Source organism: Thermotomaculum hydrothermale (assembly GCF_016592575.1).
Lineage (GTDB): Bacteria > Acidobacteriota > Holophagae > Thermotomaculales > Thermotomaculaceae > Thermotomaculum > Thermotomaculum hydrothermale.
In genome coordinates, this window is the sequence record NZ_AP017470.1 from 1231808 (window position 1) to 1249443 (window position 17636).

Genomic DNA, 17636 nt, shown 5'->3' on the forward strand with positions numbered 1-17636 from the left:
GAGGATAAACCTCAACACAATGTTAACAGATTAATTCATTTATTAAAAATAAAGTTTAAGTTAATCTTTTAAAACAAGCTTGATTTTTGAAATATCCCCTATCCTCTCGTTAACCATAAAATCTCTCATTTTTACAACTGAAGGAAGGTATCCCTCAATTCTTCCCTCAAGAAAATACCTCTTTGCAGGCACAACAGGGGCTAACCCCCCGCCAAAATCATCTGACAAAGGCTCAAAACCCTCGCTCTTTTCAATCTTCACATTGCATCCTTCACATCCTTTAACAGCGTTTTCAATTTTCTTTCTAAATTCATTCAAAGCCTTTTCTTCAAAAAAAGCAAACTTAAAATCAAAATAAGCCTTCTCAATTTCCCTTTTTGATACAACCTTAACCTTTAGCCTTTCATAATTCTTTTCAAGGGCTGTCTGCAAATAATCTGCGAATTTTTTCTCAATACACAGATGAACATGACTTTCAAGCCCCAACCATTCTTTAAGTGTTTCTTTTAAAGTCTCAGCCTCAATCCCTGCAAGTTTTGGGAAAAAATACTCAACTTCCTCATCTTTACAACTAATTAACCCCCTTAAAAAGCCTTTTAAAAGAATAAAAGGACAATCAAAAACCATTTCAACAAACTTTTTACCCATAGATTTTCTCCTTAAGATTATTCTTTATTAAAAATATAATCCTTGAACTTAAATCTTGCAAAAATACGAGATGTATAAAGTTAATTGTTCTCTCTATTAAAGAAAGTTTTATTATAAACAATCACATTGGTTAATTTAGATTTCTTAAATTCTATATTTCAACTTCCAAATACATGAAACTCTTATTTTTACAACCAGTATTCTTAAATCAGAGAGATACAAACTTTTTATTCCTTTCTTTACTTTTCATTATTTACATTTAAATTATCTATCTACTTTTAAAATCACGCTGCCAATTGTTCCTTGAATTTTTCTTTTAATTGCTTAATAATTTTAGTGTTTATTATTTAATCTCTTTTGAAAGTTCTCCCTTAAAAGGGATTATAAAAATCTATCCATTTTTTGGATAGAACATCAACTTTAAACTGTATTTAAGGAGTCAACTATGAAAAAAAGATTTTTTAAAAGATTTTCCCAGGTATTATTGATTTTAATTTTAACATTTACAATGGGATGTCATCTCCCAAACAACAAAGAAACAGCAAAAGAATTTATAAATGCATGCAAAGCCAATAACATATCAGAAATAAAACTAATGCTTGCAATGGGAGTTGACCCTGATATAACAGATGATGGATTAACAGGTCTAATGGTTGCTGCGTATAATGGTTACATTGAATTAACCCAATTGCTTTTAAAGAAAGGGGCAAATGTAAATAAAAAATATTATGGGACAATGTTAGCTGGATTGGAAGGACAAACAGCCTTATACTTTGCAATAAGTGGTTACGCTTATTATAAAAAACATGACAAACAGAAGGCAAAACGAATAGAAAAAATTGCTCTCCTTTTAGTAGATAAAGGTATAGATATAAACTCTAAAACAGAGGATAGGAGTAATTATTTAATGCAAGCAAGCTGGGCAGGAATGGAATCTTTGATTAAGAAACTTATTAAAAAAGGAATTGATGTGAATTATACAATACCAGACGGATTTACTGCACTTATGGTGGCATCAAAAAATGGCCATTTTAATATTGTAAAACTATTGCTTGAACATGGAGCAAACCCGAACTTGAAGGTTAAAAAGGGAGAATATAAAGGTTACACAGCCTTGAAATTGGCAGAAAAGAAAGGTTACAAAGACATAGTAAAACTCCTCAAACAATACGGAGCAAAAGAGGAATAATTCCCATTTGGTCTGCTTTTTTTGTGTGGTGTGATTTGATAAAATTTTTGTAAAAAGAATAAGGATTAGGGATTGAATAGTGATAAAAGATTAAAATTAAAATTAAACGACTCAGGGGAAATCCTCCACACAACAGACACCCTTGCTTACGGAGAAGAACTAACCGCACCTTATGAAAACAACAAAGACGAAGTACTAAACACCATAACCTACACTGGCCACGAAAAAGACTACGAAACAGACCTCACCTACATGCTTGCAAGGTATTACTCATCCCAAACAGGCCGTTTCCTCTCCCCCGACCCCGGCTACGACTACGACCAATTAGACCCAATGAGTTGGAACCTGTACTCCTATGTAAGGGGGAATCCAGTGAATTTTATTGATAAAAATAGGAAAGAAATCTATTTAAAGGATGGAGACAGAATTGTTAAATTTAAAATAGGAAAATATTATGACCCTAAAAAATATGGGGAAAAGATTCATCGAATGGCTCAAGCTCTAACAAGTTTAATGAGAATCCATAAGAAATTAAATAAATTAGTGAGAGATCTGGTTAAATCAAAGAATCATCATGTTATGCAAATTAAATCTTACATTAAATATTATGGGGATCGTGTTCCTGATGCCGTAGTAAAAGATGATTCGACATCAGGAAATACTCATATTTATGTGTTGCATTTATTGGGGAATGAAGGATATGATGGAAAAATTGCTTCACCTTTAGCAACATTAGCCCATGAAGTAAAACACGCATGGGATGATGACCATAATTATAAAGATATGGAAGTTCGTTATAAAGGAGTTAAAATGGGAGAAATAAGAGCTGTATATTATGAAAATATAGTGAGAACAAGAACCTATGACAATAAATTGAGATTTAAATATGGAGGAAAATCAATAACTGAAGAAATGTTCAAGTATGCTCTGGGGGACGACTATGATGAAGATGATTTTTAAATGCAAGTTGCTTTTGCTTATTTTAAGTGTTGTATTGTTATTTGAAGCATATCTTTTGTACTCCACACACAAAAAGTACATAGATAATAAAAATGAAATGGTTAGGAGAGAAAAGGAGATTAAAAAGGAATTAAAGAGAAATGAGTTCTATGGCATATATAAAAGTGGCTCTTCGCAGTTTTATGACATTCCTTTAAGGATTACAGACGGGAAAACAAAATATATTATAATATTGAATCTTAACACATTAAGAGATCGTATTTTTCCTTGCAAGTGTAAAAACGATTTTGATTTGTATGGTTATTCAGTTTTTCTCACAAAACTTTTAGAATTTAATTTTCCGATTTCTGTTGATAAAGATATGAAAAAAAATCTTTATAAATTTTGTCCCGTTTTTGTTCGGTATGATTATTACAAAAAACTTGCAAAAGAATGGGATAAATTAAGTTTAGATGAATTACTGTCAAAATATACCACTTACAATAAATTATATGGCTATGTCTGGGATTATGAAAAATTCAAAACACCTCAAAAAGCCATCTCATTGCAAGCATATTTGTTTTTTAAATATAGGATTTTTGTAAGCAATATAGATTGCGTAAAATGTATATATGTGTTAGAGGGAAACATCTTAAAACCAAGAAATAAATAACCCGCAGGCCATACGGCCTGCTTTTTTGTTTCTAAGCGCCACCATATACCAGTACACTCCAATAAGCGAAAAACAAGCAATCCTCTATAGCTGGCTTGATAAACCAATACTCGGCTATGCAGTACTAAAAACCACCAGACAAATAACCATCCAGAACAACGACCCAATAAACATAAAATCCACAATCTACCAGCCCACACCAAACAACTCCCTCGGCATAGAAAAATACAGCCTCACAGTAGGAAGCAACTCCAAAGTAAAAAATTACATAAGTGCTGACAACAACAACTACATAAATGAAGACGGAACAATAGATAGAGACAGCCTCATTCAAGCTCTAAACCTTGATACAGACCTAACCTCCACAACCAACACAGGAAACATACCCATAATCCAGTTAACCAGACCCCAGGAAGAAGGAAGCACAATCCTATACTACACCTACATACTCATTCCAGTAATAGACACATCAACAGAAAGCCTCCAAAACTTCCTCGTATCCCACTCAATAACCAAAGGAGAATACAACTGCCTGATTCAATTAAACGATATCAATTTCCCTTCAAATCAAATCGCAACCCCGGAAGCCATACTCAGGATGAAAGTAACCCCAGACACAAACTTCAAACTCCACCCACAAAAGCTCTACAAAGCAACCTACATCTCATCAGCAGAAAACACAAAAACAACACTCTCAATCACACTTCCAAAACTAAACTATCTAATCAAAACCCAGGATGATACAAACATCTTAAAATACCAGAATTTAAAACTCCTCTTAATCCCTGAAAATACAAACATATCAAAAGACGATGACCCACAAACAATTAGTCCTAGCAAAATACAAGATTGTCTTGAATCTCAAAACCCTAACCAAAATCCAATATGCTACCTATCAACCACAACCTTCACCCCCGACCTCTTTGACCCTCAAAAATTAGAATGCCATCTAATAACCTTCAACCAAAACATACCAGCAGGCACATACAAAGCAGTAATCCTACAACCAGAAAATAACACCTACAAACTCTTTGAAATGCTACCAGACAGAGCAGATCTACTTCCAAAAATTACAATCACAAGCCATTACACAACCCCCCAAACCACAATCACCCCCTCAACAATCAACACAGCAACCATGAAACTTGACACATTGCAAAAAGGCAAAATAACCATTACAATAAACTCAGACCACTTCACAGGGAAAACATTAGAAAATGGAGACAACCAACCGAAACTAAGAAGATGGATAGAAATAATGAAAGGAACTGAAATAATACTTCCTAAAACAGAAATCACAACAACCTACGACGAAAACAACCAGAAAATAACCGAAGTAAAAGAAGACTACGAAAACAACAAAATAACAATCACCATCCCAGAATATTACCTCTTTGGCTACACAGAAAAGCCACAACAGATGCCACAGAACCTCACACAAAACACAAGTTATACAATACAAGTCTATACAACACACTATGCATCAACAGACACAACACACAAACAAATAAATCTAATCAACATGCCATTTAATCTAACCTTCTATCACCAGGACCACCTTAGCACAACAAGATACATAACAAACGATTCAGGAGAAATCCTGCACACAACAGACACCCTTGCCTACGGAGAAGAACTCACAGCACCTTACGAAAACAACAAAGACGAAGTGTTAAACACAATAACCTACACAGGCCACGAAAAAGACTACGAAACAGATTTAACATATATGCTCGCAAGGTATTACTCATCCGAGACAGGCCGCTTCCTCTCCCCCGACCCCGGCTACGACTACGACCAATTAGACCCAATGTCCTGGAACCTGTACGCATATGTGAGGGGGAATCCGATTAACCACTTTGACCCAACAGGTTTAGAATTATCAACCGAAGAAAAGAAAAGGTTAGAAGAATTATATAAACAAGGCGAGTTTAAAGAACTTGACAAGGAAATTCGTTCAATTCTTCAGGACAGAATGGACAAATACAATGAATGGAACGCAGAATATAGTGGACAGGAGGATTTTAATTCAACGGTAATAGATTTAAAGGTAAATGGTTATTTAAAACATGTTGATTGGAGCAAAGTAGATACCTCAATAAAAAAATTAATGATAGGACCTTTAGCGAAGAAAACAATAAATCCACCTGCTAATTATGGTAAAACTAGAGAAGGATCTGAAACAGGTGAACGAGTATGTAACAATATACAGACCTATGTGGCTACTCCATTGACTTTTTCAGGTTCCCCTGTATTTGAGGGCATAGGTCAGGGAATTTATTTCGTTGCTGGCTGGGGTAAAATGCATTATGCAGAGGCAAAGTACAAGCTTGACCCAACAGAAAAAAATAAGAAGAATTTAGAAATGACAAGAGTTCAGTTAGGGGTTGCATCAATTAATTTTTTAGGTGGATGGTCATTGTCTTTTACAATACCAAATAATGATGGTACTTTTAATAAAGTTGTTAATGTTTTGTCCACAATAGTAGATTCTGCTTTCAGTTATGCAGAAGATCAAAATAATGATAATTAATGAGAGGTTAATAGTGAATGCAACAGTCGTTTTTTTAAAATTCTCTCTTTTCTTAATAATTTTTGTTTATTTGTATGATTTGATGGTGAGAGATATAATTAGAAAGGAAACAAAAAAAATCGCTATTGGTGGTAGAGGTTGGAGCGAGATAGAGATAACCAATAATTTGCTCAGGCGTATTTTGAAGGTAATAATGATAATAATTTTCTTTCTATTATTTTTATCAATTTAAATACAAAATTCTCAATAACTCTGCAGGTCTTCATCGGCCTGCTTTTTTTATTGTTAAAAGGAATATGAAAATGTAAAATAAAATTAAGAAACATAAAAACAGGGGGGAAGAATGAAAAATTATAAATTGTCTGTTGTTATAGAGAAAACAAAAGAAGGATACTTTGCATTCTGTCCCGAATTACAGGGCTGTTATACACAGGGGGAAACATACGATGAAATAATAGAGAACATAAAAGATGTTATAAAATTGAACATAGAAGACAGACTTGAAAACAATGAAGAAATTCCTCAATCTGAATTTATAAGTTTAACAGCGGTGGAAGTTGAGGTATGACAAAAAAGCTTCCGAGAATCACTGCCAGTGAAATAATTAAAGTTTTAGAACAAAAAGGATTTAAACTTGCAAGGCAAAGTGGAAGCCACAAAATATATAGAAATGCAAAAGGGCTGCGTGTAACAGTCTCCTTTCATTCTGGCAAAATCCTTCACCCAAAACTGTTAAAGAGTATACTTAATGACGCCGATATAACTGTTGAAGAGTTGAGAAAAATACTAAAGAAATAAGCCAATATGAATAAAATTATTATTCATGAAAAAATTTTTTACCTATCAACTTCAAATGGCAAAGAACTCACCGCACCCTTTGAAAACGACAGGATAAAGCACCACAAAAACTTTCGGAAAGAGCATTATGATATTAAAGCAAAAGTTAATTAAATATCTAATTATATTTGTTTTAACGGAAACACCTTTTTGCTTCATACTATTGCTATTACACAACAATAAAACAGAATGGGATAATTTTATAATCCCATTATCTGTTTTATCCTTTATTTTATTTTCAGCAGGAATTTTTTACTTTGTATCTAATATAAATGAAATTTTTGTTGAGCCAACAGAGTTAACAAGTAAAAAAGAATACTCATGTAAAGTTGAGTTTTGTAATCTTTCTAATTACCGCTTAATGTTTAATTGCGCTTCTTATCCTTTGTCGAGAATAAGTTTATATAAAGATTTTTTTGTTATTGTCTGGGTTTTTAAGATATTTAAATTTTCTTATAAAGATGTTGAACAAATATCTTTGAAAAAATTCAAACTTTCTAAAAAAATTTGGTTCAAGATGAAAAAAGGATACCCTCAAGAATTCTATATTTGTCCATTAAATCGAGAAGTATTATTAAAAAAATTATTAGAAAAAATTGAAAGAAACAAATTAACTCGAAAAAACTTATGTTAAATATAGTTTTATTAATATCTTCTGAAAATCTTCTTTGTTTTTTATATGTAATTTCATAGTAGAAACTTCTACACCTTTATTTCAAGAAAGTTAATACAAAAAACTAATCCAAAAATGCTTTGAATTTAGTGTTTGTTTAAGTAAAATAAAACAGCTATGGAAAACAAAGATAAAGAAATAAGGGCACAAAAAAGAAGACTTTGGGCAGAATTAAGTTCAGCGGGAATTCAATTTCCCGTAAGCATTGGAATAGGCTATTTTATGGGCAAGTATTTAGACAAATGGTTTAATACCTATCCATATTTAACAATTATTTTCTCAATTTTTGGAGTTGTTGCAGCGTTTGTAAATATATTCAGGCTAAACTCACAATTGACAAAGTTAGAAGAAAAAGAGAGGAAGTTAAAAGATGAAGACTGAGAGATTGGTAAAGATTGCAAGTTTGATTTACTTTATATGCGGGATATTGTTTTTTACCTTTAAAAGAGATTTTTATGGGATTTTAAATTTTGCTGCAGGTTTTATTCTGGTATTTGTAAATTTTATTTACCTTGAAAAATTAACACTTTCAGTTACCTCAAAAAATCCATCTCAGGCAAAAGTTATAATACTGATAAATCTTATTCGTTATCCCTTGATAGCATTAATCATTTATGGTATTATCCAGTGGAAGAATTTTAAAGCTATCCCCTTTGTTATAGGGATGACAGCACTTGTTTTTGGATTATTTCTTTCACCAATTTCGGGAGGTATAAAGAAAAATGGGTCATGAAGCATCATTAATTACTCAGTTTATCAATAATTTGTTCCATACTCACTTACACGACAATGTGGTAATGGGAGTTATTGCCTTTTTGGTTTCATTTATTATTTTTGTAATCCTGAAAAAAGATCCTGACATTATTCCAACACCTGCCCAGCAGTTTTACGAAGGTGTGATAAATAGTATAAGCACAATGCTTGAAGATAATATAGGGAAGGAAGGAAAAGAGTTTCTGCCCTTTGTAACTACACTTGCTATTTACATATTTATATCCAATGCATTAGGGTTAATTCCCGGCTTTTCTGCTGCAACAGGGAACTTAAACACTACTGCCGCATTGGCAATTCTTGTATTTTTCTACTACAACTACATAGGGATAAAAAAACACGGATTCAAATACATTAAACACTTTTTAGGGCCTGTGTGGTGGCTTGCTCCTTTAATGCTACCAATTGAAATTATCTCCCATTTAGCAAGGCCTTTCTCTCTTTCAATAAGGCTTTTTGCAAATATGTTTGGAGACCACTCAGTATTTTTAGTATTTTTAACACTTATCCCATTTGTAATCCCAATTCCATTCCTTGCACTGGGATTGTTTGTTTGCTTTATACAAACATTGATTTTCGTTATGCTTACAGTTGTTTACCTTGCGGGAGCAGTTGCTGAAGAGCATTAATAAAGGCTTTTACGGTTTCCGAAGCCGTAATCATAAATCTATGAAAGGAGGTTTGCTGTGAGGAAGTTTTTTTCATTAGCAATCATCGCAGCAGCAATTTTATTCGCTGTAAACCCTGCAATGGCTGCAGAAGGCGCAGAAGCAGTTGCTAAAACCCCCTGGGGCTCTGTAGCAGCAGGTATATCCCTTGCATTTGCTGCCGCTTTCGGCGCAATTGGACAGGGGAAGGCAATTGTTGCCGCTTGCGAAGGAATTGCAAGAAACCCTGGAGCAACCGGTAATATCAGGACCACCCTTCTCATTGGTCTTGCATTTATCGAGTCTCTTGTTCTTTATGTTCTTGTTATAGCGTTTGCTATTAAGTAATTTGCGGCAAAAAAGCCTTCATTCCCATCATAACTATAAAAATTGCAGGCACAATGCCTGCTTTTTTTTTATCTTTTTATTCCTTTTTTATTGATTTTAATTCCAAAAAAATAGAAAATTAGAGTGTGGTCTTATACCTATCAGTGTATATGAGGGGGAGAAAATGAATTTAATGGACAGATTCAAAGAAAGAGCGAGAAAGGCTGGCAAAACTATTGTTCTTCCAGAAGGAACAGATGACAGGACACTAAAAGCGGCTAATGCTGCGGTAAAAGAGGGAGTGTTTAAACCTGTTGTTCTTGGAAACCCTGATAAGATTTCTAAAAGGTGCGAAGAGTTAGGCATTGAGATGAACTTTGAGGTATTGGACCATTTAAAGGCAGATTTTTTTGATAAATATGCTGAATTTTACTATCAAAAGAGAAAGGCAAAAGGGATTACAAAAGAAGAGGCTGAAGAGATTATGAAAGATCCGCTGTTTTTTGGGGCAATGATGGTTGAAGACGAGAAAGCAGATGGCTCAGTTGCAGGCGCATTAAACACAACAGCACATACAGTCAGAGCAGCACTTCACATTATAGGAACAAAACCTGGAAGCAAGACAGTTTCCTCATTCTTTCTGATGATTACTCAGAATCCAGCATTTGGAGTTGACGGAGCAATGCTTTTTGCAGACTGTGCGATTGTTCCAAATCCCACAGCAATTCAGCTTGCAGAGATAGCAATTGATACAGCAGACAATTGCAAAAAATTCCTTGAAGTAGAGCCAAAGGTTGCCCTATTGTCATTTTCAACAAAGGGAAGCGCAAACCACCCTGATGTTGATAAGGTAAGGGAAGCCCTTGAATACATTAAAACAAGAAGGCCTGACATTGTTGTTGACGGAGAATTGCAGGCAGATGCTGCTATTGTTGATTCTGTTGGAAAGAAGAAAGCCCCGGGCTCTCCAGTTGCAGGCAATGCAAATGTTTTAATCTTTCCAGACCTTGACGCAGGAAATATTGGCTACAAATTAACCCAGAGGATTGGAAACGCTGCCGCAATTGGCCCGGTATTGCAGGGATTAAACAAACCCTGCAACGACTTATCAAGGGGATGCTCCTGGCAGGATATTGTTGACACAGGTGTTTTAACAGTAATTCAAACACTTTAATTTTTTTGAAAAATATACTTTTATTTTCCCTCCGATGTATAAATCGGAGGGATTTTTTTTTATAATAGATTAAAACGCATTCGGAGGGGATATGTCTGATTACAAAGAGTTGAAAAAAAGTTATGAAGAAAAAGTTAAAAAGGCAACAGAGAGGTTTCCTGAGAGAAAAGAGAAGTTTGAAACTTCGTCAGGTATTGAAATAAAGAGGGTTTACACCCCAGAAGATATTGAAAATTTAGACTATGTAAAAGATTTATCCTTCCCTGCAGAATACCCCTTCACAAGGGGAGTACAGCCAACAATGTACCGCTCAAGGTTCTGGACAATGAGGCAGTATGCAGGCTTTGCAACTGCAGAAGAATCAAACAAGAGGTATAAGTACCTTCTTCAACAGGGGACAATGGGCTTGTCTGTTGCCTTTGATTTGCCAACCCAGATTGGTTACGATTCTGACAATATTATGGCAAAAGGAGAGGTTGGAAAAGTTGGGGTGGCTATTGATTCTCTTAAAGATATGGAAATACTTTTTGACGGAATTCCCCTTGATAAGGTTTCAACATCAATGACAATAAACGCAACTGCTGCATTTCTCCTTGCAATGTACTTAATCGTGGCTGAAAAACAGGGAATCTCCTTTGATAAGGTTTCAGGGACAATACAAAACGATATTTTAAAGGAATACATAGCAAGGGGAACCTATATCTATCCACCTGAACCATCGTTGAGGATAATCTCAAACATATTTGAATTCTGTTCAAACCATGTGCCAAAGTGGAACACAATTTCAATTAGCGGATACCACATAAGGGAAGCAGGTTCAACAGCGGTGCAGGAAGTTGCGTTTACCCTTGCAGACGGAATCACCTATGTTGAAGAAGCAATTAAAGCAGGGCTTGATGTTGATAAATTTGCCCCAAGGCTTTCATTCTTTTTCAACGCACACAACAACTTTTTTGAAGAGATTGCAAAATTCAGGGCAGCAAGGAGAATGTGGGCAAAGATAATGAAGGAGAGGTTTAAAGCAAAAAATCCAAAATCTTTAATGCTAAGGTTTCACACTCAGACAGGGGGAAGCACTTTAACAGCACAACAGCCAGAAAACAACATAGTAAGGGTAACATTACAGGCATTAGCGGCTGTTTTAGGGGGAACGCAGAGCCTTCACACAAACTCAATGGATGAAGCCCTTGCCCTTCCCACTGAAAAATCGGTAAGAATTGCTTTAAGAACACAGCAGATAATTGCCTATGAAAGCGGCGTTGGGAATACAGTTGACCCACTTGCAGGCTCTTACTATATTGAAAACCTTACAAATGAAATAGAAAAAAAAGCATTTGAATACATTGAGAAGATAGACAAAATGGGTGGAATGCTAAAGGCAATTGAAAGCGGTTATGTTCAAAGGGAGATTGCAGAAAGCGCATACAACTATCAAAAAGCAATTGAAAGTGGAGAACAAATTGTTGTAGGGGTAAACAAGTTTACAATAGAAGAGGATAAAAAAGACCTGGAAATTTTAAAGATAAACGAAGAAGTTGAAAAAAAACAGGTTGAGAAGTTGAAAAAATTGAAACAAGAGAGGGATAATTCCCTTGTTAAAGACAGGCTTACTTCTTTGAAAAAGGCAGCATCAGGAAGAGATAACCTTATGCCTTACATACTTGACTGCGTAAGGGCTTACTGTACATTAGGGGAAATGGCAGACACCTTGAGAGAGGTTTTCGGAGAGTATCAGGATACTGTATCACTATAAAAAAGAGAGGTAATATATGAGTTTTGCCGATTATTTAAATGTATTTTTTCAATCTAAAATTGGGCTTATTTTTGCATTTGTATTAGGTTCAATGTTTGGTTCATTTTTCAATGTATGTATTTACAGACTACCAAAAGAATTATCCATAATTAAACCCCGCTCCTTTTGCCCATCCTGCAACAAAACTATACCCTGGTATTACAATATCCCCTTAATCAGCTGGCTTTATTTAAGGGGAAAATGCGCATACTGCGGGGCAAAGATATCATTCAGGTACTTTTTTGTTGAATTATTAACTGCTTTAATTTTTACCTTCGGAGTTTACAAGTTCGGTTTTAGTCTAAAAGCGCTTGAATTTATTGTACTAACATCCTTAATGCTTATCCTCTTTTTCACAGATTTATACGAAAGGATTTTGCCTGATGAAATCACACTTGGATTTATCCCGATTGGTTTAATCTTCGCATACTTTTCCCCTGAAAGGGGCTTTTTAGAATCCCTTGTTGTTGGAGTTATTGGTGCAGGGCTTTTATTCCTGTTAGCTTACATCTATCTGAAAATTAAAGGGATTGAAGGAATGGGAATGGGGGATGTTAAAATGCTTGCCCTGATGGGAACATTTTTAGGTAAAAAAGCATTTTTAGCCTTAATGATTGGCTCAATTATTGGAACTATTGTCGGCTTATTTATTATCTATGTACTGAAAAAAGGCAGACATTATGAAATTCCATTTGGGTGTTTTCTTGCGATAGGCACTGTAATCACTTACCTTTACGGAGACAATTTAATCCATTACTATGTAACACACTTTCTGCAGCATTATTAATTTTTAGGTGTATAGCGAAAAATTTTTCCTTTTTATGTCCTATTCCCAAAAAGCAAGTACATTTTATATAAATTTTGAATTTTGAATTTTGGATGTTGGATGTTGGATTTAGGAAATTAAAATCCTATCCCTTCTGATATTGTTGTTTCTGTTAACTTATATCAGGACTTAGCACAGGACACTCTTTACTGTTCTTTTTTTTCACGAAATGATTCAACAAAGTGGTAAATTACAGGAATAACAATCAGGGTAAGCATTGTTGAAAAGATAAGGCCTGCAATTACGGTTATTGCCATAGGCTTTCTAATCTCTGAGCCTTCCCCAAATCCTATAACCATTGGAAGCAAACCTAAAACAGTTGTAAGGGTTGTCATAAAAATCGGCCTTAATCTTACAATGCCTGCCTCTTTTATAGCCTCTTTTAAAGCCATTCCCCTGCTTCTCAATAGGTTTATGTAATCAATTAATACAATTGCATTGTTTACAACAATACCTGCAAGCATCATCATTCCAATAAAAACAAGCACAGAAAGGGGAATATTAAATGCATACAGAGTTACCCCAACACCAAACAGGGCAAGTGGAATAGTAACCATAATTATAAGTGGATGAATCAAAGATTCAAACTGAGAGGCCATAACAATGTAAACGAGAAAAACAGATAATAAAAGTGCAAGGTATAAACTGCTTGAAGACTTTTCCATTTCCATCTGCTGGCCACCCATCATAACAGTTACATTTTCAGGAAGATTTAAGTTATTTACTATTCTCTCTATCTTGTTGGTCACATTCTTTAAACCTATTCCCTGAATATTTGCAGTTATTAAACCAACCCTCTGCTGGTCAATTCGTCTGATTTCTCCCGGCCCTTCCTGAATGCTGAATTTAGCAACAGATTTTAAGGGGATAGGCTTTTGCCCTCCGGGATTTATAATCAGGTTTTTCAACTCATTTATAGATTTATGAATACTGTCTTTTAACCTCACCCTTATGTCAATCCTTCTATCCTCTTTTACAAACTTGGTTGGAATATTCCCTAAAATTTCGTTTTTTACAAGGTCTGCAACATCTCTTACATTTAAATTAAGCCTTGCCAACTTATCCCTGTCAAACCTTATTTCAATCTCAGGATTCCCAGGTTTTATGTTTGTCTGAACATCTTTCAATTCAGGCAAATCCTTTATATTTTCGTAAACAAGCATTGTGTACTTCTTCAATTCATCAAGGTTGTATGTATGAATCTCAACCTGCACAGGCGGTTTTGTGGTAAAGAGTTCAGGGAATCTAATCCTTACCTCAGCATCAGGTATATCAGCAAGAACTTTCCTTACCCTGTTTATTACATACTCTTCAGTTTTAATTAAATTCTTTGAAGGCTTTAAAATAATCCCCACATTTGCAATATTCTCCCCCTCATAGGATTTAGGGTAAGAATCACTTTCAACCCCGCTTTTCACAAAAACAGTTTTTACCTCTTTTATCTTTGAAATCTTTTTTATAAAAGGTAAAAGCCTTGAATCTATCTCCTCAACAGGAGTGCCTATAGGCATTGTAATTACTGCAGAAAACTCACCCTGGTGCATATTGGGAAGCAACTCAACATCAAGGGATTTGAAAGAAAAATAGGTAATGACAAATGCCAGAATTATAATCAATAAAACTGCTATTTTGTTTTCAAGAGACCAATCCAATATAGAGGGGTAAAATTTCTTTTGAAACCAGGAAAAGCCTGAATTAAAACCGCCCACAATTTTTGAAAGAAAATTTTTGTCAAGAAAGTTGTAAATTTTAGCACTAACAAAAACAATACCAAGCAAAATTAAATAAATCCCAACAATTACTTTGCCAACAATTTCAAGAATGAAATAAATTATAAATTTAATCAGGATAAAGAGAAAAAAGACATACCTTTTTAATCCCTTTGCATTTGACAAATCTTCGGCAAATGATTTAACTGAATAGAATGTAAATAGCATTTGTTTTACATTTAAATCTTTTTTATCTGCCTTTAAGCCAAACCTTCTTGAAGCAACCATTGGGATAAAGAATAATGCAAGAACCAACGACGCTAAAAGTGCAAAAACAACGGTTAAAGACATATCCTTGAAAATTTGCCCCGCAATCCCCTCAATAAAAACAATTGGGAAAAATACGGCAACTGTTGTCAATGTTGATGCAACAACTGCTGTTCCAACCTCCTGAACTCCTATTACAACACTTTCTTCGCTATCTCCCCTCTGCTCTGAAACCCTGAAAATGCTTTCAAGCACAACAATTGCGTTATCCACCAACATTCCAACACCTAATGCAATTCCACCAAGGGACATAATATTCAAGGTTACATTAAAGAAATTCATTAAAGCAAATGTGGTAATAATAGACAGGGGAATTGTTAGAGAAACAATAAAGGTTGACTTAAGGTTTTTCAAAAACAGGAATAAAACAAGAATTGCAAGTATTCCGCCTATAACGGCATTTGATTTAACCTCATCTATAGCCTTTTTAATAAAAACACTCTGGTCACTTAAAAGAGAAACATTAATCAACCCCTTAAACCTTGAATAAACTGTTTTGCCTTTATCGGAAAGAAGTTGCTTTTTCACCCTGTTTGCAACCTGAACAATGTTTGCTCCACCCTCTTTGTAAATTTCCAAAAGCACACACTCTTTACCGTTAACCCTTGTAATTACCTCTCTGTCTTTATAAGTCTTTTTTACAGTGCCTATATCCTTTAACCTGACATCTGCATTATTAAATCTGCCTATTATTAGGTTTCTTATTTCGTCAAGGTTTTTAAACTGGTTAACAGTTCTCACAATGTATTCAGTTGAGCCTTCCCTTAAAATTCCACCTGCAAGGTTTATGTTTTCGTTTGCAAGCCTTGTATTTATCCTGTTTATATTCAGGTTCAGGTTTTCAAGTTTTTTCTGGTCAATCTCAACCCTTATCTCTTCTTCAAGCCCTCCCCTTACCTTTGCGGCAGCAACACCTTTAAGTTTATCAAGGGCAGGCTTCAACTGTTCATCGCAAAAGGTTCTCAAATCCATTAAATTCATCTTGTCTGAAGTAATGGCAAATACACAGATAGGGTCTAAAGTTGGGTCATACCTTAAAATAACAGGCTTTTTAGCCTCTTCCGGCAGAAAAACCTGGTCAAGTTTTTCCCTTATGTCCTGAACAGCGGTATTAATATTCGTTCCCCAGTAAAACTCTAAAATAACATCTGAAACCCCGGTTCTTGAAACAGAGGAAATCCTCTTTAAATTATTTACAACAGCAAGGGCTTCTTCTATTCTTTTTGTAACATTGTTTTCAATCTCCTCCGGCGCAGAGCCTTCCATTTCAGTCCTAATGGTAATTGTTGGATAGGTGATATTTGGCATTAAATTCATCTTTAATTGTTTGTATGATACAAAGCCAAATACTGCCACTGCAAGAATTATCATTGTAATAGCCACAGGCCTTGTAACAGTAATGTTAAAAATAGTCTTATTTTTCATTTCCTATTACCCTCACCTTATCTCCATCCTTCAATGTATTCTGCCCTGCAACAACAACAAGTGTTTTTTCGCTAAACCCCTTATTCAGGCATTCAAAGTAATCTTTGTTTTCGTATCCTGTTTTCAATTCAACCTTTTTAACCTTTTTGGTATCTCTATCAACAACAAAAATATACTTTCTATCATTCTGGTAAATTACAGCCTTTTTAGGAACTAAAAGCACATTGTGCTTTGTGTCGGTAATTATCTTCACATTCACAAACATTCCAGGCCTTATATCTTTATCCGGTTTAACCCTCACGGTAACCTTTACAGTGCCGCTTTCAGGGTCAACAACTGAAGAAATCTTTTCAACTTTTCCCTCAAAATCTTTGTTTATAGTATCGCTTTCAAGAACAACTCTCTGTCCCTTCTTCAACTTTGAAACATTCTCCTCAGGAATATAAACAATAGCCTTTAAAATCTTTGTGTTAACAATTGAAAAAGCCTTCTGGGAGGGAGAAACATACTGACCTAAGGTTATATACCTTTCGGTAATTACTCCATCAAATGGCGCCTTTATCATACTCTTATCAAACTTAACCTTTGCATCTTTGTAATCAATCTCACTCTGTTTTAAAGTGAATTCCGCTTTATCGTAATCCTCTTTTGAGACAAGTTTTTTCTCAAAAAGGTTTTTTGTTCTTTCAAACTTCTTCTTTGCATCAAGGTAAGCCATATACTTCTTATCCTTGGTTAACTTTAACTCTTCGTAATTTACAACAGCAAGCACATCTCCCTTTTTAACATTATCCCCTTCGTCATAAAAAATCTTTTCAACAATGCCTGATGTCTCAACAACAACATCAACTGAATACTCAGCCTGAATTGTTGAAGAAGAGAGGATAAAGGAAGAGATATCCCCAATCTTTAGTTTTTCAACCTTTACAGGAACTGCTGTTTTTTTTATATCTTTTTTATCTTTATTCCATTTCTTAAAATCCCTTTTTCCCCTGCAACCTGAAATTGAAACAGTCAAAATCATCGCAACAAAAACAAGCAATAATTTTTCCACAAAGCCTTTTTTCACCTCAACCCCCAAAAATTTTTTTTTCAGAGACTATTACGAAAATTTTTCTCTAATGTTTCCTGATTTTTAAATAAACT

At 34.7% G+C, this 17636-nt stretch carries 17 protein-coding genes; 14 read left to right on the forward strand and 3 right to left on the reverse strand.

From position 1 onward, the window contains the following. Window positions 1-60 precede the first annotated feature (60 nt). Window positions 61-648, reverse strand: a complete 588-nt coding sequence (locus tag TTHT_RS05670) for a hypothetical protein (RefSeq protein ID WP_201327012.1) — start codon at window positions 646-648, stop codon at window positions 61-63. 445 nt (window positions 649-1093) lie between these two features. Between TTHT_RS05670 and TTHT_RS05675 the strand changes: the two genes are divergently transcribed. The 14 genes from TTHT_RS05675 (at window position 1094) to TTHT_RS05740 (ending at window position 12990) form a co-directional block, all read left to right on the forward strand. Beyond that, window positions 1094-1837, forward strand: a complete 744-nt coding sequence (locus tag TTHT_RS05675) for an ankyrin repeat domain-containing protein (RefSeq protein ID WP_201327013.1) — start codon at window positions 1094-1096, stop codon at window positions 1835-1837. Between the two features lie 72 nt (window positions 1838-1909). Beyond that, window positions 1910-2797, forward strand: a complete 888-nt coding sequence (locus TTHT_RS05680) for an RHS repeat-associated core domain-containing protein (protein WP_201327014.1) — start codon at window positions 1910-1912, stop codon at window positions 2795-2797. Continuing rightward, window positions 2778-3449: a hypothetical protein gene (locus TTHT_RS05685; protein WP_201327015.1), complete on the forward strand. Its 672-nt coding sequence runs from the start codon at window positions 2778-2780 to the stop codon at window positions 3447-3449. Before TTHT_RS05680 ends, TTHT_RS05685 begins: the two co-directional genes overlap by 20 nt. A gap of 25 nt (window positions 3450-3474) precedes the next feature. Next, window positions 3475-5982, forward strand: a complete 2508-nt coding sequence (locus TTHT_RS05690; protein ID WP_201327016.1) for an RHS repeat-associated core domain-containing protein — start codon at window positions 3475-3477, stop codon at window positions 5980-5982. 343 nt (window positions 5983-6325) lie between these two features. Further along, window positions 6326-6550: a type II toxin-antitoxin system HicB family antitoxin gene (locus TTHT_RS05695; protein ID WP_201327017.1), complete on the forward strand. Its 225-nt coding sequence runs from the start codon at window positions 6326-6328 to the stop codon at window positions 6548-6550. Beyond that, window positions 6547-6780, forward strand: coding sequence for a type II toxin-antitoxin system HicA family toxin (locus tag TTHT_RS05700; RefSeq protein WP_201327018.1), 234 nt, complete (start codon window positions 6547-6549; stop codon window positions 6778-6780). The genes TTHT_RS05695 and TTHT_RS05700 overlap by 4 nt, the downstream gene beginning before the upstream one ends. A 127-nt stretch (window positions 6781-6907) precedes the next feature. Continuing rightward, a complete protein-coding gene (locus tag TTHT_RS05705; RefSeq protein WP_201327019.1) occupies window positions 6908-7453 on the forward strand; it encodes a hypothetical protein in 546 nt (181 codons plus the stop codon). Window positions 7454-7609: 156 nt separating this feature from the next. Then, window positions 7610-7873 (forward strand): AtpZ/AtpI family protein, encoded by a 264-nt coding sequence (locus TTHT_RS05710; RefSeq protein ID WP_201327020.1) that lies wholly within the window; start codon window positions 7610-7612, stop codon window positions 7871-7873. Beyond that, window positions 7863-8225, forward strand: a complete 363-nt coding sequence (locus TTHT_RS05715; protein ID WP_201327021.1) for an ATP synthase subunit I — start codon at window positions 7863-7865, stop codon at window positions 8223-8225. Before TTHT_RS05710 ends, TTHT_RS05715 begins: the two co-directional genes overlap by 11 nt. Continuing rightward, entirely contained in the window at window positions 8215-8892 is a 678-nt protein-coding gene (atpB, locus tag TTHT_RS05720; RefSeq protein WP_201327022.1) for a F0F1 ATP synthase subunit A, read from the forward strand. The genes TTHT_RS05715 and atpB overlap by 11 nt, the downstream gene beginning before the upstream one ends. A 57-nt stretch (window positions 8893-8949) precedes the next feature. Then, window positions 8950-9258, forward strand: a complete 309-nt coding sequence (locus TTHT_RS05725; protein ID WP_201327023.1) for an ATP synthase F0 subunit C — start codon at window positions 8950-8952, stop codon at window positions 9256-9258. A gap of 163 nt (window positions 9259-9421) precedes the next feature. Next, on the forward strand, window positions 9422-10411 hold the full coding sequence (pta, locus tag TTHT_RS05730) for a phosphate acetyltransferase (protein WP_201327024.1): 990 nt from the start codon (window positions 9422-9424) through the stop codon (window positions 10409-10411). A gap of 91 nt (window positions 10412-10502) precedes the next feature. Continuing rightward, complete coding sequence (locus TTHT_RS05735) at window positions 10503-12164, forward strand: acyl-CoA mutase large subunit family protein (RefSeq protein ID WP_201327025.1); 1662 nt, start codon at window positions 10503-10505, stop codon at window positions 12162-12164. Window positions 12165-12180: 16 nt separating this feature from the next. Next, window positions 12181-12990, forward strand: coding sequence for a prepilin peptidase (locus TTHT_RS05740; protein ID WP_201327026.1), 810 nt, complete (start codon window positions 12181-12183; stop codon window positions 12988-12990). A 185-nt stretch (window positions 12991-13175) separates the two neighbouring features. On the opposite strand, the gene TTHT_RS05745 is transcribed toward TTHT_RS05740, so the two are convergent. Both TTHT_RS05745 and TTHT_RS05750 read right to left on the reverse strand, forming a co-directional pair. Continuing rightward, window positions 13176-16490 carry an efflux RND transporter permease subunit gene (locus TTHT_RS05745; RefSeq protein ID WP_201327027.1) on the reverse strand — a complete coding sequence of 1105 codons (3315 nt, stop codon included), beginning with the start codon at window positions 16488-16490 and terminating at the stop codon, window positions 13176-13178. Continuing rightward, window positions 16480-17559, reverse strand: a complete 1080-nt coding sequence (locus TTHT_RS05750) for an efflux RND transporter periplasmic adaptor subunit (protein WP_201327028.1) — start codon at window positions 17557-17559, stop codon at window positions 16480-16482. The genes TTHT_RS05745 and TTHT_RS05750 overlap by 11 nt, the downstream gene beginning before the upstream one ends. Window positions 17560-17636 lie beyond the last annotated feature (77 nt).

Excerpts from the sequence above, each read along its gene's own strand:
- TTHT_RS05670 (WP_201327012.1), bottom strand. The coding sequence starts at position 648 with ATGGGTAAAAAGTTTGTTGAAATGGTTTTTGATTGTCCTTTTATTCTT.
- TTHT_RS05675 (WP_201327013.1), top strand. The coding sequence starts at position 1,094 with ATGAAAAAAAGATTTTTTAAAAGATTTTCCCAGGTATTATTGATTTTA.
- TTHT_RS05685 (WP_201327015.1), top strand. The coding sequence starts at position 2,778 with ATGATGAAGATGATTTTTAAATGCAAGTTGCTTTTGCTTATTTTAAGT.
- TTHT_RS05695 (WP_201327017.1), top strand. The coding sequence starts at position 6,326 with ATGAAAAATTATAAATTGTCTGTTGTTATAGAGAAAACAAAAGAAGGA.
- TTHT_RS05700 (WP_201327018.1), top strand. The coding sequence starts at position 6,547 with ATGACAAAAAAGCTTCCGAGAATCACTGCCAGTGAAATAATTAAAGTT.
- TTHT_RS05705 (WP_201327019.1), top strand. The coding sequence starts at position 6,908 with ATGATATTAAAGCAAAAGTTAATTAAATATCTAATTATATTTGTTTTA.
- TTHT_RS05710 (WP_201327020.1), top strand. The coding sequence starts at position 7,610 with ATGGAAAACAAAGATAAAGAAATAAGGGCACAAAAAAGAAGACTTTGG.
- TTHT_RS05715 (WP_201327021.1), top strand. The coding sequence starts at position 7,863 with ATGAAGACTGAGAGATTGGTAAAGATTGCAAGTTTGATTTACTTTATA.
- atpB (WP_201327022.1), top strand. The coding sequence starts at position 8,215 with ATGGGTCATGAAGCATCATTAATTACTCAGTTTATCAATAATTTGTTC.
- pta (WP_201327024.1), top strand. The coding sequence starts at position 9,422 with ATGAATTTAATGGACAGATTCAAAGAAAGAGCGAGAAAGGCTGGCAAA.
- TTHT_RS05735 (WP_201327025.1), top strand. The coding sequence starts at position 10,503 with ATGTCTGATTACAAAGAGTTGAAAAAAAGTTATGAAGAAAAAGTTAAA.
- TTHT_RS05740 (WP_201327026.1), top strand. The coding sequence starts at position 12,181 with ATGAGTTTTGCCGATTATTTAAATGTATTTTTTCAATCTAAAATTGGG.
- TTHT_RS05745 (WP_201327027.1), bottom strand. The coding sequence starts at position 16,490 with ATGAAAAATAAGACTATTTTTAACATTACTGTTACAAGGCCTGTGGCT.